General features: G+C 37.6%; 20 protein-coding genes. 17 read left to right on the top strand and 3 right to left on the bottom strand.

Annotated features, from left to right (window positions below):
* Positions 1–141: 141 nt before the first annotated feature.
* On the bottom strand, positions 142–1,398 hold the full coding sequence (locus tag ACVRZH_RS02305) for an extracellular solute-binding protein (protein ID WP_447453709.1): 1,257 nt from the start codon (positions 1,396–1,398) through the stop codon (positions 142–144).
* Between the two features lie 418 nt (positions 1,399–1,816).
* On the opposite strand from ACVRZH_RS02305, the gene ACVRZH_RS02300 reads away from it, so the two are divergent.
* From ACVRZH_RS02300 to ACVRZH_RS02240, 13 genes are all read left to right on the top strand, one after another.
* Positions 1,817–3,424, top strand: coding sequence for a glycoside hydrolase family 13 protein (locus ACVRZH_RS02300; RefSeq protein ID WP_447453708.1), 1,608 nt, complete (start codon positions 1,817–1,819; stop codon positions 3,422–3,424).
* A 200-nt stretch (positions 3,425–3,624) separates the two neighbouring features.
* The gene (locus ACVRZH_RS02295; RefSeq protein ID WP_447453707.1) at positions 3,625–4,653 is read left to right on the top strand and encodes a LacI family DNA-binding transcriptional regulator; all 1,029 of its coding nucleotides are present in this window, start codon (positions 3,625–3,627) and stop codon (positions 4,651–4,653) included.
* 339 nt (positions 4,654–4,992) lie between these two features.
* The gene (gene malQ / locus ACVRZH_RS02290) at positions 4,993–6,498 is read left to right on the top strand and encodes a 4-alpha-glucanotransferase (RefSeq protein ID WP_447453706.1); all 1,506 of its coding nucleotides are present in this window, start codon (positions 4,993–4,995) and stop codon (positions 6,496–6,498) included.
* Positions 6,491–8,755, top strand: a complete 2,265-nt coding sequence (glgP, locus tag ACVRZH_RS02285) for a glycogen/starch/alpha-glucan family phosphorylase (protein ID WP_447453705.1) — start codon at positions 6,491–6,493, stop codon at positions 8,753–8,755. Before malQ ends, glgP begins: the two co-directional genes overlap by 8 nt.
* Positions 8,756–8,928: 173 nt before the next feature.
* Positions 8,929–12,978, top strand: a complete 4,050-nt coding sequence (locus ACVRZH_RS02280; RefSeq protein ID WP_447453704.1) for a G5 domain-containing protein — start codon at positions 8,929–8,931, stop codon at positions 12,976–12,978.
* A 104-nt stretch (positions 12,979–13,082) separates the two neighbouring features.
* On the top strand, positions 13,083–13,640 hold the full coding sequence (locus tag ACVRZH_RS02275) for a GNAT family N-acetyltransferase (protein WP_447453703.1): 558 nt from the start codon (positions 13,083–13,085) through the stop codon (positions 13,638–13,640).
* Positions 13,633–14,925, top strand: a complete 1,293-nt coding sequence (gene spxR, locus ACVRZH_RS02270) for a CBS-HotDog domain-containing transcription factor SpxR (RefSeq protein WP_447453702.1) — start codon at positions 13,633–13,635, stop codon at positions 14,923–14,925. Before ACVRZH_RS02275 ends, spxR begins: the two co-directional genes overlap by 8 nt.
* Before the next feature lie 77 nt (positions 14,926–15,002).
* A complete protein-coding gene (locus ACVRZH_RS02265; protein ID WP_447453701.1) occupies positions 15,003–15,863 on the top strand; it encodes a methionyl aminopeptidase in 861 nt (286 codons plus the stop codon).
* A 22-nt stretch (positions 15,864–15,885) separates the two neighbouring features.
* The gene (locus tag ACVRZH_RS02260) at positions 15,886–16,791 is read left to right on the top strand and encodes a YihY/virulence factor BrkB family protein (RefSeq protein WP_447453700.1); all 906 of its coding nucleotides are present in this window, start codon (positions 15,886–15,888) and stop codon (positions 16,789–16,791) included.
* Positions 16,792–17,109: 318 nt separating this feature from the next.
* The gene (locus ACVRZH_RS02255) at positions 17,110–17,949 is read left to right on the top strand and encodes an ABC transporter ATP-binding protein (RefSeq protein ID WP_447453724.1); all 840 of its coding nucleotides are present in this window, start codon (positions 17,110–17,112) and stop codon (positions 17,947–17,949) included.
* Entirely contained in the window at positions 17,897–18,424 is a 528-nt protein-coding gene (locus ACVRZH_RS02250) for an ABC transporter permease (RefSeq protein WP_447453699.1), read from the top strand. Before ACVRZH_RS02255 ends, ACVRZH_RS02250 begins: the two co-directional genes overlap by 53 nt.
* 145 nt (positions 18,425–18,569) lie before the next feature.
* Complete coding sequence (locus ACVRZH_RS02245) at positions 18,570–19,520, top strand: sensor histidine kinase (protein ID WP_447453698.1); 951 nt, start codon at positions 18,570–18,572, stop codon at positions 19,518–19,520.
* Positions 19,520–20,119 carry a response regulator transcription factor gene (locus ACVRZH_RS02240; RefSeq protein WP_447453697.1) on the top strand — a complete coding sequence of 200 codons (600 nt, stop codon included), beginning with the start codon at positions 19,520–19,522 and terminating at the stop codon, positions 20,117–20,119. The genes ACVRZH_RS02245 and ACVRZH_RS02240 overlap by 1 nt, the downstream gene beginning before the upstream one ends.
* Positions 20,120–20,189: 70 nt before the next feature.
* On the opposite strand, the gene gatD is transcribed toward ACVRZH_RS02240, so the two are convergent.
* Together gatD and murT are read right to left on the bottom strand one after the other, a co-directional pair.
* Complete coding sequence (gatD, locus tag ACVRZH_RS02235) at positions 20,190–20,978, bottom strand: lipid II isoglutaminyl synthase subunit GatD (protein WP_447453696.1); 789 nt, start codon at positions 20,976–20,978, stop codon at positions 20,190–20,192.
* Positions 20,978–22,318, bottom strand: coding sequence for a lipid II isoglutaminyl synthase subunit MurT (gene murT / locus ACVRZH_RS02230; protein WP_447453695.1), 1,341 nt, complete (start codon positions 22,316–22,318; stop codon positions 20,978–20,980). Before murT ends, gatD begins: the two co-directional genes overlap by 1 nt.
* Before the next feature lie 149 nt (positions 22,319–22,467).
* On the opposite strand from murT, the gene cdaA reads away from it, so the two are divergent.
* Genes cdaA through ACVRZH_RS02210 form a run of 4 tightly spaced genes read left to right on the top strand, consistent with a single transcriptional unit; the run spans position 22,468 to position 26,020 of the window.
* The gene (cdaA, locus tag ACVRZH_RS02225; RefSeq protein ID WP_447453694.1) at positions 22,468–23,313 is read left to right on the top strand and encodes a diadenylate cyclase CdaA; all 846 of its coding nucleotides are present in this window, start codon (positions 22,468–22,470) and stop codon (positions 23,311–23,313) included.
* Positions 23,313–24,278 (top strand): CdaR family protein, encoded by a 966-nt coding sequence (locus ACVRZH_RS02220; RefSeq protein ID WP_447453723.1) that lies wholly within the window; start codon positions 23,313–23,315, stop codon positions 24,276–24,278. The genes cdaA and ACVRZH_RS02220 overlap by 1 nt, the downstream gene beginning before the upstream one ends.
* A gap of 47 nt (positions 24,279–24,325) precedes the next feature.
* Positions 24,326–25,678, top strand: coding sequence for a phosphoglucosamine mutase (glmM, locus tag ACVRZH_RS02215; RefSeq protein ID WP_447453693.1), 1,353 nt, complete (start codon positions 24,326–24,328; stop codon positions 25,676–25,678).
* Positions 25,679–25,708: 30 nt separating this feature from the next.
* Complete coding sequence (locus tag ACVRZH_RS02210; RefSeq protein ID WP_447453692.1) at positions 25,709–26,020, top strand: rhodanese-like domain-containing protein; 312 nt, start codon at positions 25,709–25,711, stop codon at positions 26,018–26,020.
* Positions 26,021–26,253 lie beyond the last annotated feature (233 nt).

The following is a 26,253-nucleotide window of genomic DNA, read 5'->3' as shown; positions in this document are numbered from 1 at the left end:
AACACTAAGTTTGTTTGACAAAATCAAAATAGGGAGGGACTGAACCCCTATTATGTTGTGTTCGTCCACTCCCTCGCAATAGTTAGCTAGGTTAATCTTGCTTCTTGTTAGTTTTACTAATCAGCTTGATGAATAACTGTATTATTCAGCAGAAGCGATATCTTTGTCAAATTGTTGTAATTTAGCAAGGTATTCGTCTGCTTTGATATCTCCGTTGTATGCATCGCTCAAGATTGCTGCACTTTCAGTCCAGAAAGTACCCATTTGGCTAAGTTTAGGCATAACTACAGTGTACTCGCTTGAAGAACCCATCTTGATAACAGCTTGTGCAAGAACGTTAGATTGTACGTCTTCAGTGGCTTGAACTTCTTTGTTAGCAGGGATGATGTTACGAGTTTTGAATTGATTTGCTTGGCTTTCAGCGTTTGAAAGGTATGAAGCAAGTTTGTAGCTTGCAGCGATACGTTTAGCATCACCTTTAGCTGGAGCTTGGTTAACTGCGTAGAGTTTTACACCCATGAAGGCTTTTTGTTGAACAGTTTGGCCACCAATTGTGATTGTTGGGTAAACTGTTACGCCAAGGTTTTCAGCACCGATAGCATCTTGAGCTGCTTGGTAGTCCCATGGTCCAGTTTCAATAGCATCAACTTTGCCTTCACCGAATGATGACATCACGTTGCTGCCGTCAAGGTTAACGAAACCTGGGTTGTTGTTTTGGTCTGCAACGAATTGAAGTACTGATACACCAGCTTCGTTACCCCAGTTTGTGCCACTAACATCTTCACCAGACTCACCGAATAATGTGTTACCAACTGACATGAAGAGTGGTCCAGTTGCATAAGCGTTCATTTGTTTGTAAGTCGCACCGAACTTACCTTTTTCAGTCAATGTTTCATAGTTCTTAACATCTTCTTCAGTTAATTTAGACTTATTGTAGAAGAGAACTTGAGATTCGATACCAAATGGGAAGGCGTATGTTTTACCTTTATATTGAGCACCAGCAACAGCTTGTTCAGTTGCGCTTGCAGCAACTTCATCAGAGTAATCAGCTGGGATTTCTTGGATAACACCAGACTCAACTAATTGACCAAGTTGGTCATGTGGTAATGAGAAGACATCAGCTGCTGTACTTGGATCTTTTTTGATTTTTTCTTGTGCTTTTGGATCTTCAGATTCAATTACTTGAACTTTGAAACCTGAGTCTTTTTCAAATTGAGCAACAATATCTTTGTAAGATTCTTTAGCACCAGTTGGTACCCAAAGTTTAAGTGTAGAAGCATCTGATGTAGCCTCTTTTGTTTCTGTGCTTTCTTTTTTGTCAGCACCACAAGCTACTAAAAGTCCAGCTGCTAATGTTAAGCTAGCTGAGCTAACGAGCAATTTTTTCCAATTTGTCATGTTGTGTTTCCTCCCTGAAACAGTTTTTATATTTGTTACATACCTATTATGCAACCGTTTGCAAAAAATGTCAAGTGTTTTTTTCGATTTTTTTAAAAAATTTTTAAAGAAATACATCCTAAAGAAAAAATATTAGTTGAAAATGCAATCGTTTGCCTAAACCTCTTGAAATTTCATCAAATTGATGTAAAATGGTAACCGTAAAGGTAAACATGAGATAAATTTTGGAATGAGAGTGTTTAATGGCTCGCTGTTTAAAAAGTGAAGGCCTGTATTCTATGTAATTGCTCTTGTCTCTATAAAAGGCTAGATATACGCCAATCTTATAAGAGCTCGGTTAGATTTGTTCTATCATTTTATCTGTTTACCAATAAGGAAGAGTTTGCTTAACTCATTAGTCAATAAGACGGAGGAAGTTATGGAAAAAAGATGGTGGCACAAGGCTACAATTTATCAAATTTATCCAAAATCATTTATGGATAGTAATGGTGATGGTATCGGTGATTTACAAGGAATTATTTCGAAATTAGATTATTTGGAAACACTTGGCATTACAGCCATTTGGTTATCGCCAGTTTACCAAAGTACTATGGACGATAATGGTTATGATATCTCTGATTATGAAGCTATTGCTGAGTGTTTTGGTACAATGGCAGATATGGAAATGCTTTTTAGTGAGGCAAAGAAGCGTAACATTCGCATTATCATGGATTTGGTAGTCAACCATACTTCTGATGAACATGCTTGGTTTGTTGAAGCTAAGCAAAATCCAGATAGTCCAGAACGCGATTTTTATATCTGGCGAGATAAGCCAAATGAATTAACCTCTATCTTTGGTGGCTCGGCATGGGAATTCGATGAGGCTTCAGGTCAGTATTATCTTCATTTCTTTAGTAAAAAGCAACCTGATTTAAACTGGGAAAATGAAGAACTTCGCCAAAAAGTCTATGAGATGATGCGTTTTTGGGTTGACAAGGGCATTTCTGGGTTTAGGATGGACGTGATTGATATGATTGGTAAAATTCCTGATCAGTTGATTGCTAATAATGGGCCAAAACTTCATGATTATTTGAAAGAAATGCACCAAGCTACCCTAAAAGATAAAGATTTATTAACTGTTGGCGAAACATGGGGAGCGACTCCCGAGATAGCCAAACAATATTCAAAGCCAGAAAATCAAGAATTATCGATGGTTTTCCAATTTGAACATATTGGTTTACAACATTTAGAAGGACAAGATAAGTGGGCTTATACGCAACTTGATGTGCCGAAATTAAAAACGATTTTAAGTAAGTGGCAAACTGAGTTAAGTATTGCAGATGGTTGGAATTCCCTTTTTTGGAACAATCATGATTTGCCAAGAGTACTTTCTATCTGGGGTAATGCGAGCTATTACCGTGAAAAATCTGCCAAAGCCCTAGCTATTCTTTTACATTTGATGCGTGGCACACCTTACATTTATCAAGGTGAGGAAATTGGGATGACCAATTTTCCATTTGAACGTCTTGAGCAAGTTAATGATATTGAAAGTCTGAATTTTGCCCGTGAAGCTAAGGACAATGGGCGTTCTGATGAAGCTATTTTAGATGCTATTCGTGTTATTGGGCGTGATAATGCCCGTACCCCGATGCAATGGGATAATACAGCACAAGCTGGTTTTACCACAGGTGAACCATGGTTAGCCGTTAATCCAAACTATGATAAAATCAACGTCGCAGATGCTTTATTAGATCAAAATTCGATTTTCTATACTTATCAGAACCTTGTTCGACTACGACAGACAGAAGATTGGTTGATTGATGCGGATTATGAATTACTAAATACAGAGGATAAGGTCTTTGCTTATTTGCGTAAAACAGAAACAGCATCTTATTTGGTTGTAGTTAATGTTTCTGACGACCTTCAAATCTTTAATACCAAAGCTGATTTGTCAGAAGTGATTATTACCAATGGTATTATTCCAGAGAGTCTATCGAATCTTCACTTAGAGCCTTGGGATGCTTTCTGTGTCAAAGTACGTCTTTAATTAAGATCATTTTTACTAAATGTAGATGGTTTTGAAAAACAGAATAAAACTGTTAAGGATTTTTAGTGATAAACTTCAACAAGTTATTATTTTCAGCTATCCAAATAAGACAAACTAGTGTAAAATAGGTCTATATCATTTTGAACATTAAAAAAAGAAAAGTAGTCTCTATCAATAGTGATGACAGAAAGGAGAAGCCGATGGTAACCATCAAAGATGTTGCCGAGAGAGCAGGTGTTAATGCCTCAACGGTTAGTCGTGCCTTGAAGGACAGCTCTGCCATATCCCAAAAAACAAAAGATAGGGTGCGTAAGGCCATGCTTGAACTCGGCTATGTGCCTAACGTTGCAGCGCAGATGTTGGCTAGTGGCTTGACCTATTCTGTAGGGGTTGTCTTGCCGCCGTTGACAAAACCTGACCGTGTTAGTCAACCCTTTTTCATGGAAATCTTAACAACGATAAACGCTGAAGCTAAGAAACAAGACTTTACGATTTCGATTGCGACCAGTCACTCTTTGGAGGGTTTGGTTGAGAATGTTGCCCTGATGTATCGGCAAAAAAGAGTTGATGGTTTCATTGTTTTATATTCAGAAAAAGATGATCCTGTCCGTTCGTATTTAATGAAGAATGAAATTCCTTTTGTCGTAGTTGGTACGCCTGAAGGATTTGAAAACGAGATTACTTACATTGATAATGATAATCAGCTGATGGCTAAGACAGCTGTGGAATATCTTCATGATAATGGTCATCAAAATATCCTTTTTGTGACAGATGACCAAGAAGGTGAAGTCTATTCTGAACGTTATACAGGTTATTTTCTGGAATCGCATAAGCTAGGTCTAACTACACATGATAGTGCCTTTTTTGATAGGCATCACCCTAATCAATTAGATATTTTGATTGAGACGATCCGTCAAAAAAACATCACTGGTCTTGTTGTTATTGATGATATGGTATCGGTGCGAGTGATTCAATTTTTATCGTTTTATGGTATCAAGGTTCCAGATGATATTTCAATTGTATCTTTCAATAATTCGGTATATTCAAAGATTATTCACCCCTATTTATCTACATTTGATATTAACATCACTAATCTCGGTCGAACTAGCTTAACTCGCCTTTTGGAAAAGATCAATGATCCTACTAAATTGTCTGAGAAGGTCACAGTACCTTTTACGTTGAAGAAAAGAGAGAGTGTGCGTAATTTGATGAAATCAACACCCCGTTAGTTAGCTTAATAAGAGAGACAGAGTAATTCCAGTTCACGTTATTCATAGCTGTTAGCTCTGCTTATAAAGTATAAAGCTATGCTATAAACACATATCTAAAACTAGGTTCAATTATCCTCACCAAGACCTATCTCATTCTTGGTAAGGTTGATTAGAACCTAGTTTTTTTTAAAAACACTGTTTGCTTATAAATAAGTGCTTACGGTTGACTTAAACGACTAATTTATATGGTGTTTGGGGAGTGTGATAAAAAACTGAATAACTTTTTCAGGAAAACACTTGACTTACGCAAGCGTTTGCGTTAAAATCAAAATAGATTAAAAAACAAGGAGAACAACAATGGAAAAACGTGCAAGTGGTGTCTTGATGCATATCACCTCTCTACCTGGCCCGTTCGGTGTAGGGACATTTGGTCAATCAGCTTATGATTTTGTGGACTTTCTTGTCGAAACGAAGCAAACCTACTGGCAATTATTGCCATTGACAACAACGAGTTATGGTGATTCACCATACCAATCTTTCTCAGCTGTAGCTGGAAATACTCATTTGATTGATTTTGACTTATTAGCTAAGGATGGTTTTTTAGAACAATCAGATTTTGACAAGGTCAATTTTGGTGACAATCCAGAGCGTGTTGACTACGAACGTATCTTTAACGCACGCCGTCCTATTTTGGAAAAGGCAGTCGCTAACTTTTTAGCTAACGACGATGTCAAAGATGATTACGCTCGTTTTGAAGCAGAAAATGGCTGGGTACATGATTACGCAGAATTCATGTCTCTTAAAGAACATTTTAACAATGTGTCGTTGGCTGACTGGCCAGACAGAGATGCTGTTATGCGTCAACCAGATACCTTAGCCCATTATAGAGACTTACTGAGTGATAAAATCTCCTATCACAAGGTTTGCCAATATTTCTTCTTCAAACAGTGGTTCGAGTTGAAACACTATGCTAATAGCAAAAATATTGCTATTATAGGAGATATGCCAATTTACGTTTCAGCAGATAGTGTTGAAATGTGGATTACACCAGAACTTTTCAAAGTTGATGAAAACCGTCAACCGCTCTATGTTGCTGGTGTACCTGCTGATGGCTTTAGTGCTGATGGTCAGTATTGGGGCAATCCAATCTACGATTGGGATATGCATAGAGCAACAGGCTATGGTTGGTGGATTTACCGTATCAGAGAAAGCTTTAAGCTTTATGATTACCTTCGCATTGACCATTTCAAAGGCTTTTCGGATTTTTGGCAAGTTGATGCCAAAGAAGAAACAGCCAAGAATGGTAGCTGGCAACCTGGTCCAGGCTATGACCTCTTCAGAGCAGTTAAAGAAGAGCTTGGTGAACTTCCAATCATCGCAGAAGACTTGGGGAACATTGATGAAAAAGCGCGTCAATTGTTGGCAGCTTGTGGCTTCCCTGGCATGAAGGTGCTCGAATTTGGCTTCTACGATGTTGAAGGTAAGAGTATTGACAGCCCACATGCTTGTGTTCCAAATAGCATAGCTTATACAGGAACGCACGATAATGAAGTGGTAAATGGTTGGTATGATAATCTCACTGTTGAACAACAAGAATATGTTGATGAATACAGTAACCGTAAACCAATCGAGCCTGTTACGCAGGCTATGCTAAGAGTATTGTTTGGTACAGTGAGCAACACTGCCATTGCTACCATGCAAGATATCTTAGATTTAGGTGAAGATAGTCGTATGAACAGGCCATCAACTGTTGGTGGTAACTGGGAGTGGCGTATGAATCCTGCTGATTTGACTCAGGAACGTAAAGACTATCTCATCAAACTAACCAAACTATATAATAGGGGGAACGAAAAAAATGACTAAATTTGTAGACTATGTCGAAAAAACTACTGGTAAACAACTAAGTGAGTTGTCAGACCGTGAAACGTATGTAGAGTTGTTGAACTTTGTCAAAGAAGCAGCAGCAACTAAAGGTAAAAATACGGCTAAAAGAAAGGTTTACTATATCTCAGCAGAGTTCTTGATTGGTAAATTACTTTCAAACAACTTGATTAACTTAGGAATTTATCAAGATGTTAAAGAAGAGTTGGAAAAAGCTGGTAAGTCAATCAGTAAGATTGAAGACATCGAACCAGAACCATCTCTAGGTAACGGTGGTTTAGGTCGACTAGCCTCATGTTTTATTGATTCTATCTCAAGCCTTGGTATCAATGGTGAGGGTGTTGGTTTGAACTACCACTTTGGTCTGTTTAAACAAGTGTTTAAAGATAACCAACAAGATGCTGAACCAAACCATTGGATTGAAAGCGATAGCTGGTTAGTGCCAACTGATATTAGCTATGATGTACCATTTAAGCATTTTACATTGAAATCTCGCTTGGATCGTATGGATGTTCTTGGTTATAAGAAAGAAACTAAAAACTACCTCAACTTATTCGATATTGAAGGAGTTGACTATGGTTTGGTAGAGAACGGTATTTCATTTGACAAGACAGATATTCAAAAGAACTTGACGCTCTTCTTGTACCCAGATGATTCTGATAAAAATGGAGAATTACTCCGTATTTACCAACAATACTTTATGGTATCGAATGCTGCTCAATTGTTGATTGATGAAGCGATTGAGCGTGGTTCAAATGTTCATGACCTTGCTGATTATGCTTATGTCCAAATCAATGACACTCACCCATCACTTGTTATTCCAGAGCTTATCCGTCTCTTGACAGACAAGCACGGTATGTCATTTGAAGAAGCAGTTGAGATTGTTAAACAAATGATTGGATACACAAACCATACTATCTTGGCAGAAGCTTTAGAAAAGTGGCCTCTTGATTACCTCAACGAAGTTGTACCACACTTGGTAGGGATCATCGAGCGTTTGGATGCAATGGTTGCTCAATATGTACCAGATGTTGCTCTTCACATCATTGATGAGAGTGGTCGCGTTCACATGGCACACATGGTTATCCACTTTGCCACATCAGTCAACGGGGTTGCTGCTCTCCATACAGAAATCTTAAAACAATCTGAATTAAAAGGTTTCTATGAATTGTATCCTGACAAATTCAACAACAAGACAAATGGTATCACTTTCCGTCGTTGGTTAGAATTCGCAAACCAAGACCTTGCAGCTTACATCAAGGAATTAATTGGTGATGAGTATCTTGAAGATGCGACTAAGCTTGAAAAACTCTTGGCATTTGCTGATGATAAAGAGGTTCATGCTAAATTAGCAGAAATCAAATTCAAGAATAAATTGGCGTTGAAACGTTATCTCAAAGATAATAAAGGCATTGAGCTAGATGAAAATTCTATCATTGACACACAAATCAAACGTTTCCATGAGTACAAGCGTCAACAAATGAATGCCTTGTATCTGATTCACAAATATTTGGAAATCAAACGTGGTCATCTACCAAAACGCAAGATTACAGCTATCTTTGGTGGAAAAGCTGCACCAGCTTACACCATCGCACAAGATATCATTCATTTGATTTTAGCTTTATCAGAAATCATTAACAATGATCCAGAAGTAAGTCCATACTTGAACGTTCATTTGGTTGAAAACTACAACGTCACAGTTGCTGAAAAATTGATCCCTGCGACTGATATTTCTGAGCAAATCTCATTAGCGTCTAAAGAAGCTTCAGGTACTGGTAACATGAAGTTTATGTTGAATGGTGCCTTGACATTAGGTACTATGGATGGTGCTAACGTTGAAATTGCTGAATTAGCTGGTATGGACAACATCTATACATTTGGTAAAGATTCTGATACAATTATTGACCTTTATGACAAAGCTGGTTATGTATCAAAAGACTATTATGAGTCAGACGATACGATCCGTGAAGCAGTTGACTTTATTTTAAGTGATACTGTGCTTAGTCATGGTAATCAAGAACGCTTGAACCGTCTTCATGCTGAATTGGTCAATAGGGATTGGTTTATGACCTTGATTGACTTGAAAGAATACATTGCCGTTAAGGAAAAAATGCTATCTGATTATGAAGATCAAGATTTATGGATGAAGAAAGTTGTTCATAATATCGCTAAGGCAGGTTTCTTCTCATCTGACCGTACTATCGAACAGTATAACCAAGATATCTGGCATAGTAACTAATGTAATAGAAATTTTAGTCAAGTATTTGGATAACCTTTGCATGAGTTAGGTTATTCAATCACTTGACTTTTTTGATAAAGTCAAAAGGGGTCTAAAAGTTATGTTAGTGCTTTGTATAAATTGTTGAATTATCATTTATGCTTAGTTATAATAGTAATGAAAAGGAGCAAAAAATGAGAAAAGAAGTAAAAAAATATAGTTTAAGAAAATTAAGTATAGGTTGTGTTTCGTGTTTAGTTGGTGCGATGGTTATTTTTGCCCCTAAAGCTTCAGCGGAGACTCCAGAAGATAATAGTGGCTCGGTTTTTAGAAGTGTTCCTAATGATAGCAAGAGTATTGTGTATGTCCGAGATTTGTCTGAGGAAAATACAACGACCGCTGAAGATGGCTCGGAATCTAATCCATACAAAGATTTCTCTAGAGCCCTTGATGCAGTGTCAGATAATGGTACGATTACATTAGTCAGTGATGTTGTTTGGCAAGGTGGTTCGGATTTAGTTATCAACAAAAATATCACAATTGATGGTCGTAATAATGAACTGGCTATTCGTGGGACTGATTTAGTTTTTGATGCTAATATTACGTTAAAAGATATAAATATTTCAAGTAGACGAGATGGTGCAACTAATACACAATCAATTTATACTGGTAATAATACTGTTGTTTTTGATAATGTGAGGACTAGTGGGCTTGATCGTCCTAATTTAGTCGTAGGTACAAAAAATAGCTCTGACACAGATACTTCGTCTAATGTCACATTAAGAAATTCAACAGTTGAAACAAAATTTGAAAAGATTATCGTTGGTGGTAATAGACCAGCAGATCATTCTGTAACGATAGATGATAAGGTTAGTTCTATTCATGGGATTAGTATTCAAAACAAGGGTCAGAATTATACTGTAACAAGTAATAGTACCAGTATTAGTAGAGTAGAATCAGATTCTAATCAAGCGGGAACAGTCGTATTAAATAAAGATGTGCCTAATATTACAGTTGCTAATGTCAATACTTTAACAATTGCAGGTAATATCTCGAGCGACATCATTACAGATGTTAAACGGTTGGATATTCCTGGTCGTCTAACAACAAGTAAAGAATTAAGTGTTGATACTATTTCTGGATTTGGAACTTTAACAGTCCCAATTATTGAGAATGCTATCTCTGCTCCAACTATCTCAAATGATTTAACTGTAAATTTATCATCAAATCAAGATATTTCACCTAATATTGATCGGAATATTATTAGGACTAATAGTGCTATTGAACCGAATTTAATGGTTGACACGTATTCTTTAGAGAAAAAAGCAGATGGTTATTATTTAAAACAAGATCAAAAGTTAATATATATTGAATTATTTAAAGATTTAAATGGCAATAATATGCTTGATGATGATGAAACTGAAAATAATTTTGATGAAGCTATATTAGGAACATTAGAGAACATAACTTTTATTGATAATAGCATGAATTCTTATTTAGAAATTGTTAATAAAAAGATGGCTGAAGATTCTGTCTATAATGGATTTGTTTTGAAAGAAAATTCTCCATTTGTTTTGATAGATAGAAATGGTCAAACCGTAGGTTTTTCAGTTCTTGTTCAACCTAAACCGGAAGATAATGGGAAATCTACAATAAAATACAAAGTTTTGGATTTTGAAGGTAAAGAATTGATTGGCTTAACAACTATTGGCGAAGTTGATAAAAACACTGCATTTAAACACAACAAAACTGATATTGCTCGCTTACCAGAAAATTATGAGCTTAATAACTATGATGATGTTTCAACTATAGAGAATGTCACTGATGATGAATATGTTATCATTTACCGTGCTGATTTAATTGGTAGTGAAACTGTTGTTTCTGATTCGATTGTTTCTGATAGTTTTACAACACAGTACACAACCAATACTGATGAAGCAAAAGGTTATGAAAAAGTTGTTCAAGAAGGAAAAGATGAATTAACACAAACAACAACTGTTTATAAGACTAAAAATGGTGAAAGAACAGATGAAGAAGTATCTTCCGAGTCAGTTGTTACTCAAAAGATGCAACCTAAGATCATTGAAAAGGGTGTTAAAGAGGATATTTCTAAGACAGAGGATCTTCCTCTTGTTTATGAATTAGACGCTACACGAGAGAAAGACACCCCTGATGAGACTGTTACAGGCACTCCTAAACGTATTTCAGAAATTTATCATTGGGCTATTGATGACGCTGGCAATTATACGACAAAAGCATTAGTTTCTTCAAAAGTAGTAGAAAATGGTACTAATCCAGTTGTCAAAAAAGGTGGTAAGGAAGAACGTAAGTCAACAGAAATTCCTTTTACTTCTCATGAAATTCCAAGAAATGATAAGCCTAAAGGTTATCGAAATATTTCAGTCATTGGTAAAAATGGCTTGAGGACTGAAGTCACTACTTATTCTATTGATCGAAATACTGGTGAGGTTACTTCTGATACTACTATTGAGGTAGTTGATGCTATTAATGAAGAAGTTGAAGTCGGTATTTATGAGGTAGTGAATAATGCAAAATCAGTCATTAAATATAAAGTATTAGACTTTGAAAATAAGGAATTGATTGGTTTAACAACTATTGGTGAAGTTGATAAAAATACATCCTTTACACACGATAGAAGCGCCATTATTTTACCTAAGGTAGATAAGGGTGAATACGTTTTAAATAACTATGATGAGGCTTCATCAATTTCCAATATTGTTGAAGATGAGTATGTTATTACATATAAAGCTGATTTAATTGGTAGTGAAACTGTTGTTTCTGATTCGATTGTTTCTGATAGTTTTACAACACAGTACACAACCAATGTCAATAAGGTAAAAGGTGATGAAAAAGTTGTTCAAGAAGGACAAGATGAATTAACACAAACAACAACCGTTTATAAGACTAAAAACGGTAAAAGAACAGATGAAGAAATATCTTCCGAGTCAGTTGTTACTCAAAAGATGCAACCTAAAATCATTGAAAAGGGCGTTAAAGAGGATATTTCTAAGACAGAGGATCTTCCTCCGGTTTATGAACTAGACACTACACGAGGAAAAGAAACCCCTGATGAGACTGTTTCAGGCACTCCTAAACGTATTTCAGAAACTTATCATTGGTCTATTGATGATGCTGGTAATTATACTACAAACAAAATGGTTTCTTCAAAAGTAGTAGAAGATGGTACTAATCCAGTTGTCAAAAAAGGTGGTAAGGAAGAACAATATACAGAGGAACTTGAATTTAACAAACGTACTATTGAAAATCCTGACAAGCCTGAGGGCTATCGTCATGTAACACCAGGTAAAAAAGGTTTAAAAACTGTCATTACATCTTATGTGATTGATCGTCAGACCGGTGTAGTAACATCAAATGTACGAGAAGAAATTCAACCTCCTATTGATGAGATTGTTGAAGTAGGTACTCTTAAAGAAAACTTAGTACCTCAACCTACTCCACAGCCAAACCCAGAATTAGAAAAAGGTACAAGTCCATCTACCTATCCAACTGTAGATGAAAAACCTAAAGCAGAGTTAGGCACAAGTCCATCTACCTATCCAACTGTAGATGAAAAACCTAAAGCAGAGTTAGGCACAAGTCCATCTACCTATCCAACTGTGGATGAGAAACCTACAGCAGAGTTAGGCACAAGTCCATCTGTTTATCCAACTGTGGATGAGAAACCTAAAGCAGAGTTAGGCACAAGTCTATCTGTTTATCCAACTATGGATGAAAAACCTACAGCAGAGTTAGGTACAAGTCCATCTGTTTATCCAACTGTGGCTGAGAAACCTAAAGCAGAGTTAGGTACAAGTCTATCTGTTTATCCAACTATGGCTGAAAAACCTACAGCAGAGTTAGGCACAAGTCCATCTGTTTATCCAACTGTGGATGAGAAACCTAAAGCAGAGTTAGGAACAAGTCCCTCTACCTATCCAACCGTGGATGAGAAACCTACAGCAGAGTTAGGTACAATTGTAGTTGAGCAGTCTAAATCAGAAGAATTAACGTCGTCAAAATTAGAGAAAAAATCTCAAGGTTTGACAGAGGTTCACGATAATGATGTCAAAACTCAAGATTCAACTCGTTCAACTTCTCAATCTACTCGTTTACCAAAAACCGGGGATAGTAGTATTGGTTTGGCCTCATCGATGTTATTCTTAACTTCTGCCTTATCCTTGTTTAAATTTGGAAGAGATAAAGCGAAGAAGCAAGGTCGTTAATTATCAAATAATAAGATCAACTCAAAAGAGCTAATTGTTTAGCTCTTTTGTTATTGGTTTCACATAATATTGACTTTTGTTTTGAAAAACTGTATCATAACAGTATGGATATTTGGACACGATTAGCACAGTTTACTCTTTTTGAAACAGAACGAATGATGATGAGACCCTTTATATTCTCACAAGATAACTCCTGGTTTTATGATGTTGCCTCTAATCCACAGAATGTTCCGTATATTTTTCCTGTGACTGTTTCAAAGCGAGAAAGTGCTTATCTTTTGGTACATTCTTTTATTAAAGAACCATTAGGAATTTGGGCCTTAGAGTGTTTAAAAACCCATCAGGTTATCGGTATGATTAGGCTTGAAAAGATAAATTCTCTTGATTTAACAGCAGAAGTTTCTTATTTTACCCACTTGAATTATTGGGGAAAAGGCTATATGACTGAGGCTTTGAAAACCTTAGCGTTTCTTAGTTTTCATGAATTAGGTCTGAAAAAATTGACAGTGATTACCCATCAAGAGAACCTAGCAAGTCAAAAGGTCGCTCAAAAAACCGGATTTAAGTTGATTAGAGCATTTAAAGGAAGTGATCGTTATACCAAAAAGACCCGTCAATATCTTCAGTTTGAATTAAGTAAAGGTGATTATCGCTATGAGTAAACATCAGGAAATTTTAGACTATTTAGAGCATTTGGCAGTAGGCAAACGAGTGAGTGTTAGAAGTATTTCTAATCATTTAAATGTTAGTGACGGGACTGCTTATAGGGCAATCAAAGAGGCTGAAAATCGAGGTTTAGTAGAAACACGTCCAAGGAGTGGCACGATACGTGTTGAAAAAAAAATCAAGCCTCGTCTAGAAAAACTGACCTATGCTGAAATTGCTCAAATCAGTGATTCTGATGTGATTGCAGGTCAATCAGGCTTGGGGCATGAATTCAGCAAATTTTCCATTGGAGCAATGACGCGTGAAAATATCATGACCTACTTGGTACATGGTGGTTTACTGATTGTGGGAGATAGGGAAGATATTCAATTATTAGCTCTTGAACATCACAATGCGATCTTGGTTACAGGTGGTTTTCAAGTTTCTGAACGAGTCAGAGAGACATCTGATAACTTAGGAATTCCTGTCATGGTGACCCATTATGATACGTTTACAGTAGCCACAATGATTAACCAAGCCTTATCTAATGTTAGGATTAAGACAGATCTTAAAACGGTAGATCAGATCTATCATTTTAAAAGTGATTATGGTTTTCTATATGACCATAATACCGTCAGAGATTATCATCTCTTGTTAAAAAAACATAAACATATTCGTTACCCTGTGGTTAATCAAGATAATAAGGTTGTCGGTGTGGTCAGTATGAGGGACGTCGCAGACAGAGAAGATAGCCTATTATTGAGTAGTCTGATGACAAAAGATCCTATTGTGACCAAAACAACAGTCAGTATTGCACACATTAGCCAAAAAATGATTTATGAAGATTACGATATGTTGCCAGTGGTGGATGATCAACAGACACTACTTGGTGTTATCACGAGACGACAAGCTATGGAGAGTCTTCAGGATAGTAAGCAAGCTCATCTGCATACTTATAGTGATCAGATTGTGTCCAATTTAAAAGAGGTAAAAAATGGCTATGATTTCATGGTCGAGCCGGCCATGCTTGATAGTAAAGGTAATCTCGCTCATGGTGTTTTGACAGAGTTGGTCAAGGATATTACCTTGAAAAAATTGAATCAGAAGGGTAAAAAAAATATCATTATTGAGCAAATGATGTTATACTTTTTACAGGCTGTTCAAATTGATGATGTTTTAAATATTAAACCACGAATTATTACAGAAACAAGACGCAGTAGTACACTGGATTTTGAGATTTATGACAATCATCTACTTGTAGCAAAAGTTTTTGTCACAACAAAAATCAGTAATGGTGTTTAACCAATCTAAAGGCAGTGAGGTTGGGACGATGTCCCAGCCCTCTTTCATATCAGTAAAAAAGAGATAAAGGAGAATACATGATTACATTAAAATCAGCTAGAGAAATTGAAGCAATGGATAGGGCAGGAGATTTTCTTGCTAGTATCCATATTGGTCTGAGAGATATTATCAAACCAGGTGTGGATATGTGGGAGGTAGAAGAGTACGTGCGTAGACGTTGTAAGGACGAAAACGTGCTACCACTTCAAATAGGCGTTGATGGAGCTATCGAAGATTATCCTTATGCTACTTGCTGTGGCTTAAATGATGAAGTGGCTCACGCTTATCCCCGTCATTACATTCTTAAAGAGGGGGATTTACTTAAGGTCGATATGGTTTTGAGTGAACCACTTGATAAGTCAGTGTTAGACGTTTCAAAATTAAATTTTGATAATGTTGCTGAAATGAAAAAACATACCCAATCTTACACAGGTGGTTTGGCTGATTCATGTTGGGCTTATGCTGTTGGTGAGGTGTCTGATGAGGTAAAAAATCTGATGGCTGTGACCAAAGAAGCTATGTACATCGGTATTGAAAAAGCAGTTGTTGGTAATCGTATTGGTGATATCGGTGCTGCCATTCAAGAATACGCTGAGAGCCGAGGCTATGGTGTAGTGCGTGATTTGGTTGGTCATGGTGTCGGACCTACGATGCATGAAGAGCCAATGGTGCCTAACTATGGCATTGCAGGTCGTGGTCTACGCTTGCGTGAAGGGATGGTATTGACCATTGAACCTATGATTAATGTAGGTACTTGGGAAATTGACACAGATATGAAGACAGGTTGGGCTCATAAAACCCTCGATGGTAGCCTATCTTGTCAGTATGAACATCAGTTTGTTATCACTAAGGACGGTCCACGCATTTTAACAAGTCAAGGTGAAGAAAAAACTTACTGATAACGCGACATAAAGGAGTATAATGAAACGGTTTATCCAAAAAGTCACATCTCATCAATTGGTTAAGGATTTCTCTGAACTTTTTAAGAGTTCAGAGATGGACTTATCTAGTATTGCAGTGGCTTATTATATGATGTTGACGATTTTTCCTTTTACGGTATTGACTGCCAATATTTTTCCTTATTTGCATATTGATACAGAAAGACTGTTGACTTTTTTGAAAAATATCTTACCAGATCAGCTATATCCTCCAATGGCTAATATTATTCATACAATTTTTAATCAACCTGCTACAGGCCTGGTATGGATGTCAATTTTATCAGCACTTTGGTCAATTTCAAAGGGTGTGACTTATCTTCAAAAAGCGCTTAATAAGGCTTACGGTCAGCAAGACCATCGTGATTTTTTACTGGGTCGTCTGATAGGGATGTTAATTGCCTTATTAACCATTTTAACCTTGATCTCGGGAATTGTGATCTCTACTTTTGGTAAGACGTTATTAGATGTCCTTAATGCTAATTTTGGTTTGGAACAATGGTTACATGATGTTTTGGCAAGTTTGATTCAACCAATAACATTTAGTGTTTTTGTGCTTGCTTTAGGTATTCTCTACTATCTTTTACCTAATGTGAAAATCGACAAGGTTCGTTTTATTATGCCAGGAACAGTTTTTACGAGCATGACCTTTCTGTTGGTAACCACAGTCTTTAGTAGTCTCGTTAATCGAATGATTGACAGCATGGACAATATTAAGTCAGTTGGATCAATTGCGATTTTTGTGATGATGTTTTGGTTTATCTTTTTTGCCAATGTTCTCATTATCGGTGGGATTTTCAATGCTACTTATCAGAAATATAGAGTCGGGTATTTGGAACCACGCCAGTCTGATATGATAGGGCTTATAAAAACAAAGTTAAAAAAACGATAATGGTTGGTTCAGGAGTCTGAGCAAGATTACAGATTCTCTTAGATATTTTAATCAGATAATCGACTCAACTTTATTAGTGTGGGGCGACAAAATCGATTTCTATGAAATCACGATTTTGTTGCCCCACTTTTTTATGACATTTGTCATGTGAGGTCATGACTTTAGATGCTAATAGTGACAAGAAAGAGTGTTTATAATAGACTTATCAAGTTTGGAGGTATCAGAGATGAGTATTTTGGGGATGTTGTTTTGGTTGGTCATGGCTGCTTGTTATGTGGTGTTACCATATTTAGCGATTTTTGTGAGGAGGGATAAATGATGATTACTGTCAAAGACTTGGTTAAAGTGATTGATGACAAAACGATTTTGGATGGGATTTCTTTTGAGATTTGTCAAGGCGAGTGTGTCGCCCTCATTGGTCCAAATGGCGCAGGTAAAACCAGTTTGTTATCTTGTCTTATCGGTGATAAAAAGGCGACAAAAGGCAAGGTTCTTATAGACGGTAGGGAACCTAAAGCTAGCAAGGCAACTATTGCTATACTTGGTCAGGATAATGTTATTCCTGAAAAGTTGAGGGTTATCGAATTGATTGCGTTTTTTCAATGTATCTATGTTGATCATTTACGCTTAGATGAGGTAAGGACTTTATTAGGTTTTACAACAGAGCAAGAAAAACAGCTATCTGAGCAGTTGTCAGGAGGTCAGAGACGTTTATTAGCTTTTGTTCTTTGTTTGATTGGCAAACCAAGGGTGCTTATCTTGGACGAACCAACAGCTGGTATGGACACCTCGACTCGACAAAGGTTTTGGCAAATCATTGACCGTTTAAAACAAGATGGAGTCACAATCGTCTATTCAAGTCACTATATTGAAGAAGTTGAACATACGGCTGAAAGGATTTTGGTCTTGCATCAAGGGCAATTATGGCGTGATACAACGCCTTTGGCTATGAGACAGGAAGCTATGGAGAAGCAGATAACTGTGCCAAGACGATTTGAATCACTGATTAAGGGCGTAGATTTAGTGACAGATATGGTCTATCAGCAGGACCGTATTTACTTTAAGACCTATCACATTGATGAGGTATGGTCTCAGTTAGAGGCTAATGGCTGTAGTATATCAGAGATTGAAGTGCAAAGTCAGAGTTTGTTATGTTGAACACTCACCATTACCGATATGGCAATATTATTTAGCAAAGGTAGTCATTATCTACGCTTGTTATGTGGCCTCCTTGGTCATGGTCTTTATGGTTGGTGCAGGTGTTAGAGGTATCACCATGACAGGTGGTGAATGGCTCATTTCAGCTCTTTTATTGCTCCTATCTAGTCTTGTCTTTTTAGCTTTTGGTCTTATCTTGTCACAGGTTAAATCTGAACAGGCGGTATCTGTCATCGGTAATCTTGTTTATTTTGCACTTGCGATTTTAGGTGGTTCTTGGATGCCGATAAGCTTATTTCCCAAATGGTTGCAAACACTTTGCCATTTAACACCAACTTATCATCTTAATCATCTGGTGACAGGCTATGCTTTAGATGGTCTTTTTGACAGTAAATCCTTGATGATTGTGCTTGCTTATGCCATAATAGGTGCTAGTATTGGTTTATGGCTTAAAAGACAGAGTGAGGTTGGTTAATGTTGGGACGATGGTTTGACTTCAGAAAGATATCGCCAATGTATTTATTGGGCTTGCCTTTCCTTTTCTTTCCAATTTATTATGCTTATGGGAGTCTTGTTTTTTCCCCGTATTCCTAGCCAGTCTTGGATTTGCATGGTTTTATTTGTCAATCTTGTTGTCGAAAAGCCCAATTTATGTTGCTTTAGCATGGGTTTATTTACTTGGTTATATCGCTTATTTTAGTCTATTGGTTAATCCGCAATTTTCCTTATTTTTGTTCAATCTGTCAAATCTCTTGACCTGGCATTTTGATAAGGATCGTTTGACTTATCGGATAGTCTCCTATGCTCTCTTGTTAATCATTGTTCTGCTTTATGTCTTTATGGGTGGCTTTGTTTTGGAGGTTAAGGTGGCAATGGTGATTTTGCATGGTTTTGGCGTATCGATGATGGTTTTTGGCAGGCTTGAACAGCGGACTTTAGAGGCTGAACGGCAGGTACAGGTTCAAGCAGCGTCTGTCAATCGCCTGTTAGCTGAAAATGAGCGTCAGCGTATTAGTCGTGATTTGCATGATACACTAGGACACGTTTTTGCGATGATGACCATTAAGACAGAGTTGGCACTCAAACAACTGGATAAGGGTGAAGTCACTCTTGTACGCCAAGAGTTAAGGGAGCTACATCAGATTAGCCGACAGAGTATGTCAGATGTGAGGCAGATTATTAACAATCTAAGTGTTGGACAGTTGAAGGATGAGTTGACAGCTCTTAGTGAGCTTTTTGCCATGACAAGTATTGAGTTGACAGTGAATAATCATTTAGATAGTAGACATCTATCGCCCAAAACACAGTCTTTGTTGATTATGTTACTACGTGAATTGACTAATAATGTGATTAAACACAGCCAAGCCAGCTATTGTCGCTTGTTGCTAAAAAGAGAGGATAGAGCGATTATACTTGAGTGCAAGGATGACGGTGTCGGTTTTCAGACCTTAAATGGTCAAGAGTTAATTTCTATTAGAGAGCGTTTAGTTGCAATGTCTGGACAGGTGACTATTGTATCTCAGAGCCAACCAACAGTGATTAGGGTAGTATTAATGGAAGGAGAGGAATGATGAAGTTATTAGTCGCAGAGGATCAATCTATGTTGCGAGATGCCCTGTGCCAGCTGTTGAGGATGGAAGACGATGTCGAAGAGGTCGTTCCAGCAGCTAATGGTCAGGAAGCCATTGCCCTTCTTTCTGAGAAAACTATTGATGTGGCGATTTTAGATGTCGAAATGCCGATAATGAATGGTCTTGAGGTCTTGGAGTGGATTCGTCAACATCGTGATATGCGTGTGATTATGGTGACAACCTTTAAGCGAACAGGTTATTTTCAGTGTGCTTTATTGCATCAGGTTGATGCCTATGTCTTGAAAGACCGTTCCATTTCGGAGTTGATGTCAACCATTCATAAGGTGTTAGAGGGGCAAAAAGAGTATTCACCGGAGCTGATGGAGACGATAGTTAATCCGACAAATCCCCTGTCTCAACGCGAGCAAGAGGTCTTACGCTTGGTAGCTAAAGGTTTGTCAAACCAAGCGATTGCTCAAGAAGTTTTCTTATCAAATGGGACTGTGCGAAATTATTTGACTAGCATTTTTACAAAACTTAAGGTGCAAAACCGAACAGAAGCCGTCCGAGTTGCTAATGACAAAGGCTGGCTATCCTAAATGGATAAGTTGTAATCATGAGCACAACAAAACCCCCGAAAAAGAGTTACTCTCTGTTCGGGGGTTGTTTTTATGCGTCAAAGTCAGCTTTACGTTTGGTATCAGCATATTCTTCAGGTGTTTCTAATGAGAGAATATCTTTGTAGGCTGGTAAGTTGATGTTTTCACCGTATTTTTGTTTTAAGGCTGTTGTGACTAGGCGATAGGCAAGGTTGGCATTACGTGATAAGATGGGACCATGGAAATAGGAGCCATAGACATTCTTGTAATGGACACCTTCTGTTCCATCTTCGTTATTATTGCCACAGCCATAGACAATGTTTCCAAGTGGTTTTTCATCATCAGATAGGAAGGTACGTCCTTGATGGTTTTCAAAACCATAATAAGTTTCGTTAAATTCCTTATTATGAATTTTAATGTCACCGATAAAGCGATTGTTTTCTTGATTAAGGGTATAATGTCCCATTACTCCAATACCTTCTATGCGTACTCCATTGGCTTGGATATAGTATTGACCAAGGAGCTGAAACCCGCCACAGATGGCAAGCATAACCTTATCGTTTTGAATATAAGTGTTGACATCATCACGTTTAGAAGGCAGGTCATCAGCAATGAGTGCTTGTTCATAATCTTGACCTCCACCAAAGAAAGCCAGATCATAATAGTCTGGGTCAAAACGATCCTGTAAGGAAACGATATCAATGGTAACTCTAGCTCCCAGTTTCTCAGCAACATATTTCATCATGAGAATATTGCCATTATCTCCATAGGTGTTCATCAAGTCACCATAAAGGTGAGCAATCTTGAGGTCGTAAGGATAATCTCTGTTGTCTGGAGATTTCAAAGAAGTATAGGTCATTAGTTCATCTCCTTTCTAACAGCATCTCTGTTGGCCAGTAATTCACGGAATTCAAGCATGGCAGTATAAGTCGCCAAGATATAAGCATGTTCTGTTTCTTGGTTTTCAATAAGGGCTAAAACCTCTTCTAATTGTGTCGCTTCTTGAATGTGTGTTTCAGGATAGCCTGTCACGCGCAGACGGCGGGCGATTTCAGAATGGCGTACACCACCGGCAAAGACTTTAGGGATATCCATCTCAACGATGCTTTCGAACTGAGCATCCCAAATCCAACTGGTATCAATACCATCAGCGTAGTTGGCATTGAGTAGAACAGATAGCGTAAATGGATATGGTGCTAGTTTAATCATTTCCAAGGCTTGGGTAGCCCCAACAGGATTTTTAATAAGGATAAGTGTGCATGATTTGTTACCGATGTTAAAAGTTTCTTGGCGACCAAAAATGGCACGACTCTTATCAAAACCAGCCTTGATAACACTTGGTTCAACACCGAAGAACTCTGCAACAGAGACAGCAGCCAAGGCATTGTAAATATTATAAAGCCCACCAACCTTGATATGATAGTCTTGACCATCAATGACAAATCGCGAAGATGTATTGGTTAATTCTGTCATCTGAGTCAGAGCATAGTCTAGCTGAGGACGTTTAAACCCACAATTTTCGCAGATATAGTCACCTAAGTTAGCATAGGTGTTAAGTTGATATTTGAGGATAGACTGGCATTTTGGACATAGAATACCTTCAGTATTATAATGAGCCAGCCTAGGCGCGTGCTTGTCAGTATCAAAGCCATAATACTTCACAGGATTGACCAAGTCTTGAGATTGGAAAAGTGGACTATCAGCGTTAGCCAAAATAGTCGCTTTGGGAGCTTTAGCAGCACCGTCAACAATCATCTGATAGGTAGTGTAAATCTCACCATAACGATCCATTTGGTCACGGAAGATATTGGTAAAGACAAACAAACTAGGAGTGATATGTTCAGTAATGCGAGCCAAGCTAGCTTCATCAATCTCAAGAACAGCGATCTTTTGTCCAGATTTGCTAGGTTTTGCTGTCAAAAAGGTTGAGGTTATCCCTGTAATCATGTTTGCCCCAGAAGGGTTTGTCACTACCTCTCCGAAAGCCTCTTTCAAAATACCGACCGTTAAAGCAGTGGTTAAAGTTTTGCCATTTGTTCCCGTAATCACAACAATTTTGTAATCTTTAGCTAGGTTTTTCAAGATATCCTTATCAAAATAAAGGGCGATTTTGCCTGGAAGGGTAGAGCCACGACCAAGTTTGCTTAATACAAAGTGTGCTGTTTTACCAGCTAGTTTTCCTAAAAATGTTTTCATCATAGCAATATTCTATCATAATAGAGAAAAATTGATAAGGAAAAAATTCTTAAAAAGTGGTATAATGGAAAAGCATTGGTCATAGAAGGATTTTTTCGACTTATGAACAAGGTTGTCTAGCTGATGCTAAACAATTGGATAGAAAGGAATGTATGGTTTATTTTATGCTCTTTGATCCTGATCTTTGGTCTAGTTTATTATCATCTCCTGTGGGGATAGTTATTAACCTTATTGATATTTTATTGGTGACGTGGCTCATTTACCGTTTTATTCATGCTTTGGCGGGCACCAAGATTATGCTTCTAGTTCAAGGTGCAGTATTCTTCTTAGTTGTTCGCTTTGTTGCTGGAATAATTGGTTTAACGACGATAACTTACTTGATGAATCAAGTTGTTACTTATGGTGTTATTGCAGCTGTTGTCATTTTTGCACCGGAAATTAGGAGTGGTTTAGAGAAATTTGGACGGACACCACAGTCGTTATTGCAGACGCAACGTATTAGTGGCGAAGAACAATTGGTTACTGCTCTTGTCAAATCGGTACGCTACATGAGTCCTCGAAAAATTGGTGCTCTTATCTCTATTGAACGCACTCAAACGCTTCAAGAGTATATCTCGACAGGTATTTCTTTGGATGCTGATGTTTCAAGTCAATTGTTGATAAACATTTTTATACCTAATACACCACTACATGATGGAGCAGTGATTATCTCTGGACACAAAATAGCTTCTGCCTCAAGTTATCTTCCGTTATCAGAGTCAACGACTATTGCTAAAGAATTTGGTACACGTCACAGGGCTGCTATTGGTCTTTCGGAGAAAACAGATGCCGTCACAGTTGTCGTTTCAGAAGAAACGGGAGGGATTTCTTTAGTCTATAAAGAACGATTTATCCATGGTTTGACGATTGAAGACTTTGAAGCAAGGTTGCGTGATATCTTTATTTCTGAAGAAGTGAAGCAAGGCTTATTAAGTAAATGGTTGGGAGGTCGTCGATGATTTTTAAAAAATTATTAGATAAAAAAGTTGGTCTCGCCCTCATTTCATTGTTCTTTGCCCTTATTTTATTTATGACTGCGAATTTATCCAACTATAATAGTATTGGTGGAAAAAATAATAATAACAAAACGGTAGAGACTTATTCACATACTTTAGAGAATGTGCCCATTGATATTAAGTATGATAGTAGTCAATACTTTATCAGTGGTTATTCTTATGAAACAGAAGTTTATTTAACGTCAACAAATCGTGTTAAATTGGATGGTGAAATTAACACGGATACGAGACATTTTAAGGTTGTCGCTGATTTGAGCAATGTTTCGGAGGGAACAAGCAATATTACTTTGCAAGTCAAAGATTTGCCAAGCGATGTAACGGCTGACGTCTCACCGAAAACGATGACTGTGACAGTTGGAAAACGAAAAACAGCCAGTTTTCCGGTTAAATTTGATGATTCAACTATTCAATTCGTTGATGGTTATTATCTATCAAGTGTCGCTTTAGATGTCGATAAGGTTGAGGTGACGAGTGACGAGACAACGATCAATCAAATTGACCATGTGAGGGCTGTTATAGCAGAAGATAGTCCCATTTCTAGCGATGGAGAATACCCTGTTAACTTACAGGCTGTGACAGCAAATGGTACGATTTTACCAACTGTAATCAATCCAGCCAAAGTTACTGCAGATTTGAATCTCAGAAGATTAACTAAGACTGTACCCGTGCGAGTTGAATTGGTAGGAGAGATTGACAGTAGCCTATCTCAGATAACTTATGAAGCACAGTACACAGAAGTAGTTATCTCTGGTAAGCAAGATAAGTTGGAGAAGATCAATGAGATTGTTGCGACAGTTGATGTTTCGACAATTAAGAAAAACACAACAAAACCAATTCCTTTGAGTGCAGATGGTGTTACTGTGACGCCGTCAACGATGAGTTTAAAAATAACAACAACTAAAAAATAGAAATTATTGCAAGAAATGGAGGAGGTACCGAAGGTACCGTAACAAAAATGGGAAAATATTTCGGAACTGATGGTGTACGTGGTGAAGCTAATGTAGAGCTGACACCTGAATTAGCCTTTAAATTAGGACGTTTCGGTGGTTATGTTTTGAGTCAACATGAGACAGGTAGACCAAAAGTTTTTGTGGCGCGTGATACACGTATTTCAGGAGAAATGCTTGAGAGTGCTTTAATTGCAGGCTTGTTATCTGTAGGTATTGAGGTTTATAAACTTGGTGTTCTCGCAACACCGGGTGTCTCTTATCTGGTTCGTACTGAAAATGCTAGTGCAGGTGTCATGATTTCGGCAAGTCATAATCCTGCTCAGGATAATGGCATTAAGTTTTTTGGTAGTGATGGTTTTAAATTAGATGATGAACGTGAGTTAGAGATTGAGGCACTTCTTGATGCGAATGAAGACACTTTACCACGTCCAAGTGCTGAAGGATTGGGTACCTTGGTTGACTATCCAGAAGGTTTACGTAAGTACGAAAAATTCCTTGTTTCAACGGGTCTTGATTTGGAAGGTATGGTAGTAGCTTTAGATACTGCACATGGTGCGGCTTACTCTTCGGCGAGACATATTTTTCTTGATTTGAACGCTGAGATTACAGTTATTGGTGATAAGCCAGATGGTCTCAATATCAATGACGGCGTCGGCTCAACCCATCCAGAGCAACTACAAGAGTTGGTTGTATCATCCGGTGCTGCTATCGGTCTAGCTTTTGATGGAGATAGTGACCGCTTGATTGCTGTCGATGAAACAGGAGCCTTAGTTGATGGTGATAAAATCATGTATATCATCGGGAAATATTTATCTGATCGTGGTGAATTGGCTAAGAATACCATTGTAACAACGGTGATGAGTAATCTTGGGTTCCACAAGGCTCTAGAACGTGAACAAATCGGTAAAGAGGTCACTGCAGTGGGTGACCGTTATGTGGTTGAAGCCATGCGTCAGTCAGGCTATAATTTAGGTGGTGAGCAATCTGGTCATGTTATCATCATGGATTATAACACGACAGGAGATGGACAATTGACAGCCATCCAATTAACAAAAATCATGAAAGAAACAGGGAAGTCTTTATCAGAATTGGCTTCGGAAGTGACTATTTATCCACAAAAGTTAGTTAATATTCGTGTGGAGAATAGCATGAAAGATAAGGCAATGTCTGTTCCTGCGATTGAAGCAATTATTTCGCAAATGGAGACAGAAATGGCAGGCAATGGTCGTATCCTTGTTCGTCCTAGTGGGACAGAGCCACTTTTACGTGTGATGGCTGAAGCCCCTACAGATGAGGAAGTTGACTACTATGTTGATACAATTGCTGCTGTTGTTAGAGCAGAAATTGGTATTGACTAATAAACATTGTTGGTGTTAAGGAGAAGTCGTATGGTGAAAAAAGATGATAAATCTCTCATCACTTTGGATGAGATGGCAATGAAACTGGGTGATGAAAATGCTGTCGTGATTGATGTTCGTGAGCCAGAAGCCTTTCAAAATGGCCATATCATTGGTGCTATCAATCATCCACTATCTCAGATTGATACCTTTTCTGGTGATATGGCTAAAGAATACCTTGTGATTTGTCAAGCAGGTATTCGTAGCTTACAAGCAGCACAACTACTATCAGAGCGAGGCTATAATGTAAAAAGTGTTTCAGAAGGAATGAATGCTTGGTCTGGTTTAACAGCAAAGGATTAATTGACTCAAGGCTATTTTTGAGGGAATTAAACTGAATTCAGTTAACTGGATTTGAGTGAATTTTTAATGCACTCGTCTAATGAATAAAAAAGATATATGAGCAAGGTGAAAAAGGTCTCACGAAGACTAGTGACCTTGCTTATTTTTGTTTCTCTAATTTTTTACTAGATATGACAGCAAGTTTCTAGATGCCATTTTCAAGATGGTTTTACTCGTGTTAGGTAAAAAATTGG

This window comes from Streptococcus fryi (genome assembly GCF_053206505.1).
This window is presented reverse-complemented; position numbering and strand designations above follow the sequence as displayed.